Raw genomic sequence first — 16,056 nt, forward strand, 5'->3', positions numbered from 1 at the left:
CTCGGGGAGGGGACGGTGTGGCGCGGCTCGCTGTATTGACTGTCTATGTCTGGTTTCATTGTCGACGATATTGGCTGTCCAGGGAAAGTACGATCGCTTGAGCGGATCGATGCCAATGTGTCGGTCGAGTGGCTCCGATTTTACGCTCGGCGCGCGCGGGATGGCGAATTGGGTTCGTAACAGGGCCTGCAGCGAGGCCGCGAGCAGGATTGGGCGGGGAGTCCAGGCTTCGATCGGGGAGAGAGGGGGCGCGGGTCCATTGCTTCTGCCTCGGGAAGGACCGGCTCGCATTCTCGGCAGCGCGCGTAGGGCTGGCGCCGAGAGGGTCGCGCTGAGGCGGACCTGGCGCCGCCGCGCCAATTTTCTCGAACAGGGCTTGCCTCATTTCTTGCGGCTACGTTGATCTGCCGGTTTATCCGTCCAATGGTTTCCGCCCGCGGCAAAACTTCGCGCACTTTGGTCGTGCCGGATTTCAGGGTTGATTCTGAATTCCATGTGAATGGCGCGCTCCGGAAAATGCATTCTTTATGATGCCTGCACGCTTCATTCCCAAGTTTTAAAAGCGTGAATCCGATGAGTTGAGATGAGGTGATGCGAGTTGTCCGCGGCATGGGGATCGGCTGCGCTGGCTTGCTTATTCCTGAATAACTGTGGAGTGGAAAATGTCCCTTTTTCAGAGAGGCGGAAGCCGCAAGCTGGCTTGCCTGGGTTGGCCCATCGCGTTGCTGCTCGGCAGCGGGTCTGGCGCGTTCGCCCATGCTGGCGGCGATCAGGCATTGAAGGATGAAAGACCCCATCTATTGAGGACTGCGCAAGACTTGAGCCATGGCGCTTTTATCAATAAACAGGCCAGAACAGAGGCCGCTTTTGACAAGAACGCCTTGATGGACGCATTTCAAAAGCGCATTCCTGTCCATCTGGATTTCTTCACGCCAGGCGCTTCGGATCATAATCTGGTGTCGATTTACATGTCGAAAGACGGCGTATTGTTCACGCGGGAGGCAAGCCCTGTTTTCAAAGGCTTGAACAGCCATAAAGCTCCGGTTTACGGCCTTTTGTGGGTCTCGGACAAGGAAAAGGCGATTTTTTACGTGCCCAGCAGCCAAATGTCTACAGGGCAAAACCTGGATTACGCCTTGAAGTTGCAAGCTACGGAAGAGGCGGCCCATCATGAGGCTTACCCTGTATTCCAGCTTGATACTGCAGGTGGGGAGGATATCCCTCAAGGCGCGTTGGCTGACAAGGTTATTTCTCAAGCCTCTGTGCCCATCCGCAACCCGTATGCTGAAAGCGCCGATGTCGTCGCGAGGCTGAATAAACGCCTCAATCATGCGGTTCATGACTGCGGCCTTGATGAGCGTGGCGATAAGAAACCTGCTTGGCTGTGCTCCGGTTTGATCATGAGATCGACAAGCCATCTTTCCCCTTGGGCCAGCGCGTCGGTCGCTGCTCATTATTTTGTCCGGGCGGATACGAGAACCCGGCACCTGATGTCGGGCGCGGGGCGAGGGCTTATTTTGAAACCGACCGCGGATCTGGGCGAAAACTGGCTGAAGTGCATTTACCCGCGCGACGCGAATTCAGCGTGGGGGGAAGGCGGGAATTACCATCGGGACCATGCGAACTTTCTGTGCAGCGACGCGGCAACTCAGATGAGCCAGGCGGATCTCAGTTCTTGCTCGAGAGTGCTGGGCATCAGGGCAGGCGCGTCTGCGGCGCAATGGACGGCTGCCTTCCTCGCCAAATATCCTTATCGACGCAACGGCGAGGAGGCGCTTCGCCAATGCTCGCTCAGCGTGCATGACGCGAGTCAGTTCGAGGCTGCCATTCAGGTTTCGGCTACCAATCTGAAGGCCTCGGATGATCCTTGGAATGAGTTGATAGTCAAGCCATGGCAGGCGGCCGACATTCCGGAGATCGAGGCTTTTTTCTGGAGCGCGAACTCCGAGGGCCTGTTTTACGACGATGACTTTCTCAAGGCCAAGGAAATGGCCAAGAAATATGTTTCCCCCGACGGCAAGCCCGTTCCGGTGGTGAAGGTGAATTTGCACGCGAATGTCGTGAGCTTGCCATAAGAAGAGGGGCTCGATCTTTCCGTTGCGCGGGAGGGGGCGGTTTGTACGGCGAGCCGTCAAGGAAGCTTGCCGAAAGGTTCCGCTCGCCCTCGAATCTCCAGTGCGCCCGAGATAGGGGAGCCGAGAACGCTCCCCTCAAGAAATTGCTGGCCGAGGCTCATCTCGACATCGAAGCCCTCAAGGTCGCCTAAGAGTGGCTAACAAAATTCCTGATGCGGTGTTGCGCCGACTTGTCGTACTCAAGTGCTGCCTGCGTCGGCGCGCCTTGCCTCAGCCGTGAAACTGATTTTGTTGGCCGCTCTAAGTGTGAATTTCACTGCGGAGCGCTCTAAGCGACCAGGAAGGGCAAGATGGCATCGGGCTGTGCTTAGCCTGCAATTCGACCATATTTCCAGACAAATATTCCGATAAGTTTAATTATGGGAAAAATTTTACCAGAATGATAATTTAATCATGTAATACGTAATATATTTACCGCCTTGTATCTGCTACACTCCAAGCCAATTGAAGTGTTCAGGGAAGAGGCAAGTGACGGTCGATATTTATTCGCGCATACGCCAAGCGGCATTCGAAATGGTGGCGGAGGGTAACTGGCCGACGGTGGCGGATGTCCGCGCACGTCTTGGCAGCGGCTCCAACACCACCATCAACAATACGTTGAAGAGCTGGAGGCAAGAGTTTCTCGGCAAGGTGGCCATCTCCTCGCGCCGTCCCGATTGGCCGCCGGCTTTGGCTGAAGCTTTCGACCAGGTCTGGCAAAAAGCCTGCGATGAGGCGGATCTGCAGCTGGCGACGGTCCGCGAAGAGGCCGAGGCGGAGGCCGCAGCCCTTGGGAAGAGGCTTCAGGAAGCGGAGCGCAAGAACGAATCGGCCGAGGCTGAGATCCAGTCGCTGCGACACGAACTGGAGCTGCGCGCCGCCCGGCAGGTGGAGTTGGACAGCCTGCTGCAACGCGAGAAGCTGCTGACGCAATCTTTGGAGAAAGAGCGAGCGGCGCTGCTGGAGGCGGCCGCCGAATCGCGGGAAGAGTTGGGACGGGAGCGCAAGCTGGCGGCGGCCCGCCTGGAGGAGTTGGAGAGCGAGCATCAGCGGCAATTGCTGGCGGCAAGAGAGGAGTCCGAGCGAAAAGAGACGCTGGCCTATGAGCGGCTTGAGGGACTGCGAGTGCGTCTGTACCAGCAAGTGGAAGAAGAGCGCCAGGACATGAAGCTGCAGCTGCAAAAGCTGGAGGACGCCTTGACTCAGGCAAGACAGGACGCCGCCAAGGTGGAGGCCCTGTGGCAAGAGAGGCTGTTGGAGCGCGAGCGAGAGAACGGCGGACTGCAAGCCAGGCTGGATCTGCTGGCCCAGAGGGAGGATGCCTTGCGTCGAGAGGCGCTGGAACGCCAACAGGCGCTGGATGCCGGCAATGTCCGGTTGCAGGCGCTGGCCGCGCAGTGCGCGCGCCTGGAGGAAAGGTCGGAGCAAGAATGGCTCCGACGGCTGGGGCGCGCCTGCGAGGATTGGGAGGCAGGGGAGAGGCCGGCGCCCGAGCAGCCGCTGCGGGCGTGGCTGAAAGAGAGGCTCGTCGACTGAATCGTCGCACCTGTCCATCGGAATGGGGCGAAATCGCGGGGCGAGGACATGGGCTTGGCTATGCTGAATGAGTTTCAACCTTCCACAGCAAGGAGCTGAAATGACTCTGCAAGCCTATGCCGTACTGTATTCTGCCTTTGTCATCGCGCTGTTTGCCGCCGTGGTCTGGAAAACCGATGTGCTGAGGGATCGCGGCCAGCTTCCTCCGGGCCTCGCCATCGGGCAACAGACTTTCAGCCTGGCGCGCAGCCAGCTGATCTGGTGGACTTTTCTGGTTATGGTGATTTCGGGATGGCTGCTGCTGACCACGGGCAATCTGCCCGCTCCGACGCTGGAGTTGCTGGGCCTCTTGGGCATCAGCGTGGCCACTTCCGGCACCTCGGCGCTGATCGACGCGCCGGCAGGAGGCGCGTCGGCGACGCTGCAACGCTCCCGCGGCTGGCTGCAGGATGTGCTGGATGACGGCCAGGGCGTGTCGATACACCGCTACCAGGCGTTGCTGGCGAATGCCGGGATAGGTGTCGCCTTCCTGTACAAATCCGTGCAGATGCAAGGCTTCTACCCGATAGACGCCAGCTGGCTGGCCGTGCTTGGCCTGAGCAGCGCGACCTACGTCGGCATGAAATCCCGTGAAGCCGGCAGTCCCGCGCCGCAGGTCGTTCCGGCACCGTCGCAAGCGGGCAGCGCCGCCGCCAATCCGCCGCCTTCGCCGGCGATGACCGCCTGAGGCAGCGTCTAATTTGCCGCCGCGCATGGTCAGGCGGGCGGCAATCTCATACAATAATGGTCGATTCAATAGCGGTCTCCACGCGCGAACGCGCGTCCGGAGCCCGCTTTTTCATTACGGAAAGACCAAATGGAACCTGTACGCCTGTCTAAACGCATGGCCGAGCTGGGGCTGTGCTCGCGCCGCGAGGCTGACAGCTATATCGAGCAGGGCTGGGTCAAGGTGGATGGAGAAGTCGCCGTCCTGGGCCAGAAAGTGCTGCCGCACAATCAGATAGAGATCGACAAGAAGGCGCAGGATGCCCAATCGGCCCGCGTGACCATCCTGCTCAACAAGCCGGTGGGCTACGTCTCCGGCCAGGCAGAGGACGGCTATCTGCCCGCCGCCGCGCTGATCAAGCCGGAAAATCGCTGGGCCGAGGATGGCAGCCGCAAGCGCTTCCAGCCATCGCACTTGCGCGGCCTGGCGCCCGCCGGTCGCCTTGACATCGACTCCGTCGGCCTGCTGGTGCTGACGCAGGACGGGCGCATCGCCAAGCAGCTCATCGGCGAACATTCCGAAGTGGAGAAAGAATACCTGGTGCGCGTGGAGGGCGAGCTGACGCCCAGTGGCCTGGCGCTGCTCAACCATGGCCTGGAGCTTGACGGCAAGAAGCTGCTGCCCGCCAAGGTGGGTTGGCAGAACGAAGACCAGCTGCGTTTCGTGCTGCGCGAAGGCAAGAAGCGGCAGATTCGCCGGATGTGCGAACTGGTCGGTTTGCGCGTGGTCGGCCTGAAACGCATCTCGATCGGGAAAGTCAAGCTGGGCAACCTCCCGACGGGGCAGTGGCGCTATCTGCGCGACGACGAGCAGTTCTGACCTGAGCGGCCGGAGGGGTGGGCATGTTCGAATTCTTGCTTCGCAAAATGGGATGGGACGCGGCCAGCCGTCTGCGAGTCCGCGAGCAGGCGATGCAGATCGACCGGCTGTTGAGCGCCTGCGATCGCAGGCTGTGCCTGTTGCCTGACCATCAGCATGCGCTAATGCCGGGCATGCGCATTGCCCAGGCGTATCTCTCCACGCTGAGCGACAGGCTTCCTCCCGTGCTGGAGCTTTCCTTGCAAAGCTTTTCCCGAGATCCGCGGCTCGGGCTGATGTTCGCCGGGCCGCCAAGCTTGCTGGAGTTGCTCGATGGCAGCGATGCCTTGCGGGAATTCTTTTCTTCCGCCTCCAACGGCGACGAGGCCTGGGCGTTGATGACCATGCAGCGCAGCGAGACCAGCCGCTTCGGCGTGGCCATGGAAAACGGGGAGCTGCGCAACGATGTCGCACAGGTTGTCGTCAGTTTCGATGGGCACCGGCTGCAGATGCCTTGCGCCAGCGAGGAACAATTCCGCACCCAATCCGGCGAGCGCGCGCTGAATGTGCTGACTTCCGTCATCGCCCGCCAGTTGAGCATGCAGGAGCAGACCCGCCTCCAGCTTGAGGCTGAGCTGGGGAGGCTGCAGTTGCGCAGGCTGGCGCTGAAGTCCACCTCGCAAGTGGTGGTGGACGGGCAGGGCGATGACGACCTGCCCGACACGCTGGCGGAGGTGGACAGGCGCCTGTCCGAGGTGCAGCCGCTGCTGGAAAGCCTCCGCGAATTGAATAGCCTGGAAGGCGCCTTGGACTCCGTGCGGCACGTGCTTGAGCATCCCGACGATTATTTCAGCCTGGAAAGCGTGACGCTGAGCCTGAACCGGATGGGCATCAAGTCCGACGCCTTGGAAGAGGGCGCGACCACGCTGCAGCTTGAAGAGCTTGTGCTGGGACGGGACAAGCCGATCCGAAGGGCGCTGATGCCGGTCAGGGTGCGCAGGGAAAGCATTGCCGAACTCCGGCGGCAGCTTGGCGGATAACGCATGGCGCAGGCGATGTTGATGTCCCTTTGGCTGGCCATGCAGACGCCGCCGTCAAGCTCGTCTCGCTTTTTTAGCCAAAACCGTCACGACAGGCCATGAAAGGACTATGCTGAATACAGTACGAGTTTCAATCGGCCTCAGGGCGGTCGGTTGAATCTGCCCCGACCTGCCGGCCGGGGCTTTTTTACGCCTGCCGCCGCCCCTTGCTCCGAGGCGGAGAAAACAAAAAAAAACGCCGCGGCGACAGGGGGATGTCGGCCACGGCGATGGCAAAGGCGATCAGTAGCTGAGAGTGGTGACTGTCTTCGCGGCCGCCGCATGGTAATTGCAGCCGCCGCCCTGTTGCAGGACGTTTGCTCGCCAAGCCAGGGCGGCCGGGTTGGAAATGATCTGCTTGTTGATATCCAGAAGCTGGATGTTGCTGAAGCTGAGTGCGCCGTCCGCCGGATAGTTTTGGCAATTCGCGACACTGTACACCTCCAGCACGCCGCCGAACGCCCAATTGAAGCTCTGGCCGTAATTGCTGGTATGGCTCAGCGTGGTCTGGATGTTCTGCGTGGCGTCGCGGGTCTCCACGTTCCAGGAGCCGCAGGCGGTCGCGCCGGCCGCGCAATCATGCCAGACACGGCCGGTTATCCAGTCGCCGCTGGCCACCTTGCGCGGCGCGCTGTAGTTTGCCGCGCCGTTCTTGCAGCAATTCCAGCTGGCGATCGTCCAGGCCTGGTCGCTGAAGGCATTCCAGCCGAGCACTGGTTGCAAAATGCTTTGCACATTGTGGCTGTCCTGCAGGCCGGGGAAGAAGTAGACCACCTGTCCGCCACGGCTTGCCGGCGCAGCCGGAACCGGCCAGCTGGCGCTGATTCCGGCGTATGGAGATGAGGCGACCAATTCCGAGTCTTCCACCCAGCCATTGATCGCGGCAAGCGCGGCGCCCGCTCGGGGCGGAGGCATCGCCGCGCCCGTCGCTGCCGCCACCTTGCCCTGCGCATCGTAATGCGGTCGATTGACGCAGGCGGATGAGATGTCGGCGTCCTCCAGCCTCGCGCCGTCAGGCACCTCTCTCACGCAAGACGGATGGAAGTAGCCAAAGGGCGTGACGACGTAGTGCTGCGGAACATCGGCGGGGCGGGATTTTGCGTCCGCCGGAGTGAGAGAGGCCGCCCAGACCGATGAGGCCGCCAGGGCGGCCATCAACGGAAAGATGCGGCCAAGCAGGCTGGCCAATCGTTTCATTCATCCCTCCCTCGCAGTGCGGCGGTCCGGTTCTCCGGGTCGCGCTCCTGACTGAGCGTAGCCGGCCAGGAGGGGAAGGCACCTGTCCAATGGTGCAGACTTTCACGGATTGCAGAGGGGCTGCGGGCTGGCCGAGACGCGGCGCGCGCCGCCGCCGGCAAAATCCGGCCAGATCAATGCAGGGGGGACAGCGCCTCGATCAGCGCCACTTCCTGCGCATAGCTCAGGCCCTTCATCTTGGCGAGCAACGCCTCGGCGTCAATCTGGTGCTGCTGATCGAGCTCGTCTTCTATGATGCGCGCCTCCACCGCCAGCCATACGCCGCGGCAGGAGGCCGCGCTGTCGAAATGAATACCCGCGATCACGCCGGCGATCAGCCGCAGCTCGTCGTCGCTGAACATGCGCGACAGCACGGACTGTTCGCGACGGACGATTTCGGCATAGCGGTCGCACATCTGCTGAACTCGCTCGGCGTCGCCGTAATGCGCGGGCTCGTCCGCTTCGGCGATGGCGCCGCCATGGTGGAACCAGGCCTCGATCAGCGGGCGCAGCTGTGGCAGGTCTTCGTGCCAGACGCGTGCCAGTTCTTCCCGGAACTGGGCATTGTCGGTGAACGACAGTTCGTCGAAAGGCATGGCCGGCAGCACATCCTCGTCCAGCGTGCGCTTGCCCACCCAGATCCGCCCCTCGTCGTCCAGGCGAGCCTCTCCCCGCCATACCGCCTGCTCTTCGGTGGCGAGATTGTCGACGTGGATCTCGACGTAGGGCAGGGCCACGCCCTGGCCTTCGTCTTCGCTGACAAAGCGCAGCGTGATGTCGAACAGGCCGTGCTTCATCACTTCCAGCAGTTGCAGACCGCCATCGTGGCCAGCCAGCACATAGCGGTCCTGGTCTTCGTACACGGCCACCGGATTAGTCTCCGAGGCGGGGTGGATCAGCTTGGCCTTCAGCGCGTCGGCCAGCTCGTTGGCGTCGGCGTGATGGACGTTGTAGCCGGTGCGGTAAGCCTCGCGCTCGCGCCACAGGGCGTTCCAGTCGTACATGTTTTCATTCCTTGTTGCCAGATGGGCCGAAGTGTAGCGCCAAACGAGCAGGCGGACGAATCCGTCGAGCGTTGAAAATACACGCGGCCTTTACAGGATTGTCATCTGTCTTTACTGAAATTTTCTCGGCGGGGCTCTAGCATGCTATAATCTTTCGATTTTTCTGTTTTCAGAATTCCAGCCGAAACACGCTAAACATGACCCGACAAATCCGCAACATCGCCATCATCGCCCACGTCGACCATGGCAAGACCACCCTGGTCGACCAACTGCTGAAACAAAGCGGCACCTTCCGCGAGAACCAGCAGGTCGACGAACGCGTAATGGACAGCAACGATCTTGAAAAAGAGCGCGGCATCACCATTCTCGCCAAGAACACCGCCATCAACTACGAAGGCGTGCACATCAACATCGTCGACACCCCGGGGCACGCCGACTTCGGCGGCGAAGTGGAGCGCGTATTGGGCATGGTTGACGGCGTGGTGCTGCTGGTCGATGCGGTTGAAGGTCCGATGCCTCAAACCCGCTTCGTAACCAAGAAGGCGCTGGCCCTGGGCCTGCGTCCGATCGTGGTGATCAACAAGATCGACCGCCCGGGCTCCCGTCCGGACTGGGTGGTGGACCAGACCTTCGACCTGTTCGACAAGCTGGGCGCCACCGACGAGCAACTGGACTTCCCGATCATCTACGCATCCGGCCTGACCGGCTTCGCCAAGCATGAGCTGGACGAAGAGTCCGACAACATGCGCCCGCTGTTCGAGACCGTGCTGAAGCACGTTCCGACCCCGGCCGGCAGCCCGGACGCGCCGCTGCAGCTGCAGATTTCCGCTCTGGACTACTCCACCTACACCGGCCGCCTGGGCCTGGGCCGCATCCTGAACGGCCGCATCAAGCCGGGCCAGCAAGTGGTGGTGATGAACCACGACGAGCAAGTGGCCTCCGGCCGCATCAACCAGGTGCTGGGCTTCAAGGGCCTGGAGCGCGTGGAAGTGCAGGAAGCCGAAGCCGGCGACATCGTGATCATCTCCGGCATCGAGGATATCGGCATCGGCGTGACCATCTGCGACAAGGAGCAGCCGGTAGGCCTGCCGATGCTGTCGGTGGACGAGCCGACGCTGACCATGGACTTCATGGTGAACTCCTCGCCGCTGGCCGGCACCGAGGGCAAGTTCGTCACCAGCCGCCAGATCCGCGACCGCCTGACCAAGGAGCTGCTGACCAACGTGGCGCTGCGCGTGGAAGACACCGGCGACGCCGACGTGTTCCGCGTGTCGGGCCGCGGCGAGCTGCACCTGACCATCCTGCTGGAAAACATGCGCCGCGAAGGCTTTGAAATGGCTGTGGCCAAGCCGCGCGTGGTGTTCAAGGAAATCAACGGCCAGAAGTGCGAGCCGTATGAGAACCTGACCATCGACCTGGAAGACGACCACCAGGGCGGCGTGATGGAAGAAATCGGCCGCCGCCGCGGCGAGCTGACCAATATGGAATCGGACGGCAACGGCCGCACCCGCCTGGAATACCACATTCCGGCGCGCGGCCTGATCGGCTTCCAGTCCGACTTCATGACCATGACCCGCGGCACCGGCCTGATGAGCCACGTGTTCGACGACTACGCGCCGGTGAAGCCGGATCTGCCGGGCCGCCACAACGGCGTGCTGATCTCGCAGGAGCATGGCGAGGCCGTGGCCTACGCGCTGTGGAACCTGGAAGACCGGGGCCGCATGTTCGTCTCCCCGGGCGACAAGCTGTACGAAGGCATGATCATCGGCATCCACAGCCGCGACAACGACCTAGTCGTCAACCCGATCAAGGGCAAGAAACTGACCAACGTCCGCGCCTCCGGCACCGACGAAGCGGTTCGCCTGACCACCCCGATCAAACTGACGCTGGAATCGGCGGTGGAGTTCATCGACGACGACGAACTGGTGGAAATCACGCCGAAGTCCATCCGCATCCGCAAGCGCTACCTGCAAGAGCATGAGCGTCGCAAGATGGCCAAGGTGGAAAGCATCTGATTCCGGAGCGGTTCGGAATATGACGAAGCCCCGCGCAAGCGGGGCTTTTGTTTTGTGCGCTAGTTCGATTTGCCCAGCGCGTCGCTCAGCTGGTCGAACAGCTGGCGATAGACCGCTGGGTCGCTGCACAGCAGCGCGCGCGAATTGCCGTTGCTGTCCCAGACGGTCTGGCGGATATTCGCCCGCAGCAATACCTGCCGGGGCTGGGTTCCCGGCTTCAGGGTCAGCAGCACCTCGGTGGTCTGATGATCCGGTTTGCCCGGCAGCGGGAATTTCAATTTCAGCAGCCCGCGCAGCACCTGGCGCGCTTCGCTGATCAGCTTCTCGTCTTTCTCTGCGCGGATCACGCCGTAATCGGCATCGACATCCACCCGCCCGTATCCCAAACGCGCCAATGCCTTGCGGCCGGCCTGCAGCGCCGCCGCCGCGCTCGCGCCCTCCAGTCGCGCATCGCGCGCTTGCAGATAGCTGCGCACATCGTCGGCCGATGGCTCAACCCGCACCTGAGTGGAGCTGTAGCGCAGGATGCGGCCGCCCTGGCCCTGTATTTGTTCGTTATCCGCAGCCCAGGCCGCCAGGCAGAACATCAGCGGCAGCAAGCAGAGTATGCGTCTCATTGGCAGTTTCCATCAAAACATTGACATGACATCCAATCCGAATTTGATGACGATTGCAATCTGCGTGAAGGCTGCCTTATTTTTAGCCGATAGGCACAATATATTGATCGCACTCAAGTTAAGTTACCATATTTTGAAGAAAAACTGGCCCACAACCCTGCCAAATCGCCTACAGTATTGGCGGTTTCAGGGCCTGCCGGGCGCAGGCGTGTTCTATACGGCCGCAAGGGCCACGAGTCGGGAGAGAACCAGGCGATGCTGCAAGTGAGCAAGCGCGACGGCGCGGTAGTGGGATTCGATATCGGCAAGATTGCCAATGCCTGCCAGCGGGCGGCCATGGCGGCCGGGCATGCGGAGCCGGCCAGGCTGGCATTGGAAATCGCGTCCCAGGTGGAGCGCGAATGCCGACAGCTGGCCCGCGATGGCCGGCTGGACATTCCGGCGATCCAGAAGCGGGTGGAGGACGCGCTGATGCAGCGCTATCCGGAAGTCGCGCGGGTTTACATCGAATACCGCCATGATCGCGACAACGTCCGCGCCCGCGGCTCCGAGCTGCATGCCAAGCTGATGGGCCTGGTGCACAAGACCGACAGGGAGGCCACCACCGAAAACGCCAACAAGGACGCCAACGTTTTCCCGGTGATGCGCGACCTGATGGCCGGCATCGTGTCCAAACAGTTCGCCGGCAATTTCCTGCCCAAGGACATCTTGAGCGCGCACAACGATGGCGACATCCATTTCCACGACCTGGATTATTCGCCGTTCCTGCCGTTCACCAACTGCTGCCTGGTGGATCTGAAAGGCATGCTGGAGCAGGGCTTCCGCCTGGGCAACGCCCAGATCGAAAGCCCCAGATCGATAGGCGTCGCTTGCGCCGTCACCGCGCAGATCATCGCCCAGGTGGCCAGCCACCAGTACGGCGGCACCACCATCCCCAATATCGACCAGACGCTGGCGCCCTATGTGCTGAAAAGCTATCGCAAGAATCTGGACGTGGCGCAGCAGTACGGCATCGCCGAGCCGGAACGCTACGCGCGCGAGCGCACGGAAAAGGAGTGCTACGACGGCATCCAGGCCTGCGAATACGAGATCAACACCCTGTTCAGCTCCAACGGCCAGCAGCCCTTCGTCACCTTTTCCTTCGGCATGGGCATGGCCTGGGAAGAGCGCATCATCCAGCAGGCCATCCTCAGGGTGCGCATCAAAGGCCTGGGCAAGGAGGGCATCACGCCGGTCTTTCCCAAGCTGGTGATGTTCATCGACAAGGGCGTCAACCTGCGGCCGGAAGATCCCAATTACGACATCAAGCAGCTGGCGCTGGAGTGCACCTCCAAGCGCATGTATCCGGACATCATCTCCGCCGAGCTGAACCGGCGCATCACCGGCTCCGCGACGCCGGTCTCGCCGATGGGCTGCCGCAGCTTCCTGCCGGTCTGGAGGGATGAGGCGGGCAGGGAGGTGCTGGACGGCCGCAACAACCTGGGCGTGGTCAGTCTCAATCTCCCGCGCATCGCCATCGAGGCGAAAGGCGATGCGCAGGCGTTCTGGACACTGTTGGATGCGCGTCTAGGCCTGTGCTTTCGCGCCTTGATGCTGCGCATCGAGCGGCTGCGCGGCGTCAAGGCCAATGTGGCGCCGATTCTCTACACCGAGGGCGCGTTCGGCATGCGGCTGAAGCCGGACGAGGACATCATGACGCTGTTCGAGGGCGGCCGCGCCTCGATTTCGCTGGGCTATATCGGTCTGCACGAAGTCGGCACGCTGCTGTTCGGCGCGCATCCCGCGGACAGCGAGGCCGCGAGGGACTTCCTGCGCGGCGTGGTCGCCAGGATGAGCGCGGCGACGGCGCAGTGGCGGCGCGAAACCGGGTTTGGATTCTCGCTGTATTCCACGCCCAGCGAATCGTTGTGCCACCGCTTCTGCAAGCTGGACCGCGAGCGCTTCGGCGACATCCCCGAGATGACGGACAAGGGCTATTACACCAACTCCTTCCATCTGGACGTGTTCCGCAAGGTCAACCCGTTTGAAAAGATCGACTTCGAGGCCGGCTATGCCGAGCTGGCCAGCGGCGGCCACATCACTTACGTCGAGCTGCCGAACATGAAGCACAATCTGCAGGCGCTGGAGCGCATATGGGATTACGCGCTGGAACGGGTGCCTTATTTCGGCAGCAACACGCCGGTGGACTCTTGCGGCGCCTGCGGATTCATGGGCGAGGCGAAGGCGGACACGGAAGGTTTCTGCTGCCCGCAGTGCGGCAACCGCGACAGCGCCTCGCTGTCGGTGACGCGCCGGGTATGCGGCTATCTGGGCAGCCCCAACTCGCGCCCGTTCAATGCCGGCAAGCAGAAGGAAGTGATGCGCCGGGTCAAGCACTTCGGCGGAGAGCATTGAGCGCGGGATGAATTACGATCGCTATTACACCTGCGATCTGGTCAACGGCGAGGGCGTGCGGGTCACGCTCTTCGTCACCGGTTGCGCCCACGCCTGCGACGGCTGCCACAACCGCTCGACCTGGGATCGCAAGAGCGGGCGGCCATTCACGCCGGAGGCGAGGGAAGAATTGCTGCGTCACTGCGCAAGCCATGATGGCCTCAGCCTGTCCGGCGGCGATCCGCTGCTGCCGGCCAACCGCGACGAGATTCTGGCACTGTGCCGCATGTTCAAGCAGCGCTATCCGCAGAAAAACATCTGGTTGTGGACCGGCTATGACTACGAAGAAGTGCGGGAATTGGAAATCCTGCAATTCGTGGATGTGCTGATAGACGGCCGCTACCGCCAGGACCTGCCGACAAGCAAGCCCTGGCGGGGATCGGACAATCAGCGCCTGATCAGGCTGGGCGCCGGATCAGGGGCAGCTGTTGCTGCCGTTGGCGCAGCTGACGTAATTGCTTTCGAAGCCTAGATTGCTGCGGTCTCGCCCGTACAGCGCGATCATCTTGTAGTCGCTGGAGGCCAGCGTCAGGCTGGACAGGTTGAAGCTGGCGCTGCCGGCGCTGCCCAGTTTGCCGCTCAGATCGATTTGCACCGGGCTGTTGCAGCTGCCGGCGTTGCAGAATGAGGCATCATGCGGGACGACGCTATTGCTGCCAGTCCAGGAGAAGCTCAAGGCGCCGCCTTGGGCGCTGGCATAGTTGGCCAGCGCGCTCTGGCTGGCGCTGTCCAGGGTCAGCCAGGGCAGCGTCGCCAGCTCGGACGATTGTGGCGGCACGCCATCCACGCGTGTAATGACGCTGGCGAGCAGGCTGCTGAAGGCATTGTCGGAGTACAGGTCGATCTTCACTCTCCGTCCGCGCTGGAAGAAGGCGGAGATCAAAGCGTCGCCGGATGCAAGGCTGCCATTGTTGAAGCTGTCCAGTCCCAGCCAGGTGCTGCCGCACGTGCTGCCTTGCATGGTCAGCCTGGGCTGGCTGCTGCAGCCGGCGTTGCTGAGCGTGGCGATGGGCGTGCCGTCCCAGCCGGTGCCGGCGGCGTTGCGCTGGTAAACCTTGGCGGATTGCACGGCGTTGCTCACGCCGTTGGCGCTGGTGCCGATGTCAAACGAAATCGCGCGGTAATAGCTGGGTTGCGGATTGCTGATGCCAACCCGCAGCGTGCGCTGCGCATTGGCGTTGACGTGTATTTCATACGGCGACGCCTGGCCCAGCAGTTTCCATGCCGTTGCGCCGTTGCGCAGCACCACCGCCATTTCCGCGCCTTCCTGCACGGCGCTGCCGTTGATGACGTCAAAGCCGACCGTGCAGATTTTGTCGCTGCCGGAGAAGTCGCAATCGCGCAGAGCGGGGTTGGCGACGCTGCCGCCGAGCAAGTTGCCTTGCGACAGGAAGCCGCAGATCATCGAAGCGAAATTGCTGGTATTGAGGGATTGCTGGTTGATGCTGAGCGTGAACTGCGGATCCAGCATACTGGCATTGTTGTTCAGCACGGTGGCGCAGGCGCTGGCGCTGCTGCTGCCGGCGGCGCTATTCAATGCGGCGAAGATCTGGCTGATGCTGGTCAGATCCAAGCCCAGCCCGTTGAGCAAGGTGCTGTCGCTCAGGCTGCCGGACTGGCTGCCGCTATTGTCCACGTAGAAGTTGCTGCTGCCAAAACGGCCTTCCAGTTGCACGAAGGTATGCCCGTTATTGGTCCCGGTATTGGCGGCGATGGCGTCCAGCACCTTGTCCATGCCGGTGCGGTTGGCGCTGAAGGCCGTGGTGGTGAGGTCGGCGCCGCTGCTGAGGCCGGATGCGGCCAGCACTTGCGATAAGGCGTTTTGGAGTGTTTGCTGGCTGCTGTTGAGCGCGCCGGCGGACGGCGCGCCGCCGCTCATGATGCTGGCGGCGTCGCTGCCGGTGGCCAGCGTGACCAACGCTGTGGTCAGTGACGTGACATTGGCGGTGCCTGCGCTTTGGGCCACGGCGTAATGACAGGTATAGACCGCGTTGACCAGGCCGCAGGCTTGCAGGCGGAAGGGCGCGGTCAGCGCGCTGACGTCCAGGTTGCTGTAGCTGCCGTCGCTATTGACGCTGACGCTGACGGTCTGGCCATTGGCGCCCAGCACCGTCAGAGTGGCATTCTGCATCGGCGCGCCGACGGCGATCGTGCCGGATAGCCTGGAAGAGCCGGTGCTTGCGCTCCCGCCTCCGCCGCCCCCGCATGAAACCAGCGCGACACAGCAGGCAAGTCCAAGAAACGCGCGATGGATTCTCATTCCTTTTCCCCCTCGGTTCATACGGTTGTGTTCCCAGATTAGCCAATCCGCAAGCGCGTATGGATGTTTCTTCATCAACGCATCAGGGCCCGCGGGCATTGGAATGGGCTGGCGCGACGCCGCGGGGCGCGTGGAAGTGTGTTGCTGTTTTTTGCGATGCCAGACCCCCTGCGAAAAATGCACTTATCATGAGTGGGC

General features: G+C 62.0%; 12 protein-coding genes. 8 read left to right on the forward strand and 4 right to left on the reverse strand.

From position 1 onward, the window contains the following. Positions 1 to 662: 662 nt before the first annotated feature. The 5 genes from CV_RS11745 (at position 663) to CV_RS11765 (ending at position 6,254) form a co-directional block, all read left to right on the forward strand. Positions 663 to 2,075: a hypothetical protein gene (locus tag CV_RS11745; RefSeq protein WP_043596152.1), complete on the forward strand. Its 1,413-nt coding sequence runs from the start codon at positions 663 to 665 to the stop codon at positions 2,073 to 2,075. A gap of 528 nt (positions 2,076 to 2,603) precedes the next feature. Continuing rightward, positions 2,604 to 3,650, forward strand: coding sequence for a DNA-binding protein (locus tag CV_RS11750; RefSeq protein ID WP_147296139.1), 1,047 nt, complete (start codon positions 2,604 to 2,606; stop codon positions 3,648 to 3,650). A 100-nt stretch (positions 3,651 to 3,750) separates the two neighbouring features. Continuing rightward, positions 3,751 to 4,377, forward strand: a complete 627-nt coding sequence (locus CV_RS11755) for a hypothetical protein (RefSeq protein WP_011135952.1) — start codon at positions 3,751 to 3,753, stop codon at positions 4,375 to 4,377. A 129-nt stretch (positions 4,378 to 4,506) separates the two neighbouring features. Then, the gene (locus CV_RS11760) at positions 4,507 to 5,235 is read left to right on the forward strand and encodes a pseudouridine synthase (protein ID WP_011135953.1); all 729 of its coding nucleotides are present in this window, start codon (positions 4,507 to 4,509) and stop codon (positions 5,233 to 5,235) included. A 23-nt stretch (positions 5,236 to 5,258) separates the two neighbouring features. Further along, the gene (locus CV_RS11765) at positions 5,259 to 6,254 is read left to right on the forward strand and encodes a hypothetical protein (protein WP_011135954.1); all 996 of its coding nucleotides are present in this window, start codon (positions 5,259 to 5,261) and stop codon (positions 6,252 to 6,254) included. Between the two features lie 282 nt (positions 6,255 to 6,536). Here CV_RS11765 and CV_RS11770 read toward each other — a convergent pair whose 3' ends face one another. Further along, the gene (locus CV_RS11770; protein WP_011135955.1) at positions 6,537 to 7,490 is read right to left on the reverse strand and encodes a hypothetical protein; all 954 of its coding nucleotides are present in this window, start codon (positions 7,488 to 7,490) and stop codon (positions 6,537 to 6,539) included. A 173-nt stretch (positions 7,491 to 7,663) separates the two neighbouring features. Next, complete coding sequence (locus CV_RS11775) at positions 7,664 to 8,533, reverse strand: hypothetical protein (protein WP_011135956.1); 870 nt, start codon at positions 8,531 to 8,533, stop codon at positions 7,664 to 7,666. 197 nt (positions 8,534 to 8,730) lie between these two features. Between CV_RS11775 and typA the strand changes: the two genes are divergently transcribed. Next, entirely contained in the window at positions 8,731 to 10,548 is a 1,818-nt protein-coding gene (typA, locus tag CV_RS11780; RefSeq protein WP_011135957.1) for a translational GTPase TypA, read from the forward strand. 59 nt (positions 10,549 to 10,607) lie between these two features. Here typA and CV_RS11785 read toward each other — a convergent pair whose 3' ends face one another. After that, complete coding sequence (locus tag CV_RS11785) at positions 10,608 to 11,165, reverse strand: hypothetical protein (protein ID WP_011135958.1); 558 nt, start codon at positions 11,163 to 11,165, stop codon at positions 10,608 to 10,610. A 255-nt stretch (positions 11,166 to 11,420) separates the two neighbouring features. Between CV_RS11785 and nrdD the strand changes: the two genes are divergently transcribed. Continuing rightward, the gene (gene nrdD, locus CV_RS11790; RefSeq protein WP_011135959.1) at positions 11,421 to 13,559 is read left to right on the forward strand and encodes an anaerobic ribonucleoside-triphosphate reductase; all 2,139 of its coding nucleotides are present in this window, start codon (positions 11,421 to 11,423) and stop codon (positions 13,557 to 13,559) included. 7 nt (positions 13,560 to 13,566) lie between these two features. Further along, complete coding sequence (nrdG, locus tag CV_RS11795) at positions 13,567 to 14,070, forward strand: anaerobic ribonucleoside-triphosphate reductase activating protein (protein ID WP_011135960.1); 504 nt, start codon at positions 13,567 to 13,569, stop codon at positions 14,068 to 14,070. Here nrdG and CV_RS11800 read toward each other — a convergent pair. Further along, a complete protein-coding gene (locus tag CV_RS11800; RefSeq protein ID WP_043596155.1) occupies positions 14,014 to 15,729 on the reverse strand; it encodes a hypothetical protein in 1,716 nt (571 codons plus the stop codon). The genes nrdG and CV_RS11800 overlap by 57 nt on opposite strands. Between the last annotated feature and the right edge of the window lie 327 nt (positions 15,730 to 16,056).

Origin of the sequence: Chromobacterium violaceum ATCC 12472, from assembly GCF_000007705.1 — a bacterium.
In the GTDB taxonomy this organism is placed as follows: domain Bacteria; phylum Pseudomonadota; class Gammaproteobacteria; order Burkholderiales; family Chromobacteriaceae; genus Chromobacterium; species Chromobacterium violaceum.

Coding starts and splice junctions, on each gene's coding strand:
- CV_RS11745 (WP_043596152.1), top strand. CDS start 663: ATGTCCCTTTTTCAGAGAGGCGGAAGCCGCAAGCTGGCTTGCCTGGGT.
- CV_RS11755 (WP_011135952.1), top strand. CDS start 3,751: ATGACTCTGCAAGCCTATGCCGTACTGTATTCTGCCTTTGTCATCGCG.
- CV_RS11760 (WP_011135953.1), top strand. CDS start 4,507: ATGGAACCTGTACGCCTGTCTAAACGCATGGCCGAGCTGGGGCTGTGC.
- CV_RS11765 (WP_011135954.1), top strand. CDS start 5,259: ATGTTCGAATTCTTGCTTCGCAAAATGGGATGGGACGCGGCCAGCCGT.
- CV_RS11770 (WP_011135955.1), bottom strand. CDS start 7,490: ATGAAACGATTGGCCAGCCTGCTTGGCCGCATCTTTCCGTTGATGGCC.
- CV_RS11775 (WP_011135956.1), bottom strand. CDS start 8,533: ATGTACGACTGGAACGCCCTGTGGCGCGAGCGCGAGGCTTACCGCACC.
- typA (WP_011135957.1), top strand. CDS start 8,731: ATGACCCGACAAATCCGCAACATCGCCATCATCGCCCACGTCGACCAT.
- CV_RS11785 (WP_011135958.1), bottom strand. CDS start 11,165: ATGAGACGCATACTCTGCTTGCTGCCGCTGATGTTCTGCCTGGCGGCC.
- nrdD (WP_011135959.1), top strand. CDS start 11,421: ATGCTGCAAGTGAGCAAGCGCGACGGCGCGGTAGTGGGATTCGATATC.
- nrdG (WP_011135960.1), top strand. CDS start 13,567: ATGAATTACGATCGCTATTACACCTGCGATCTGGTCAACGGCGAGGGC.
- CV_RS11800 (WP_043596155.1), bottom strand. CDS start 15,729: ATGCAGAATGCCACTCTGACGGTGCTGGGCGCCAATGGCCAGACCGTC.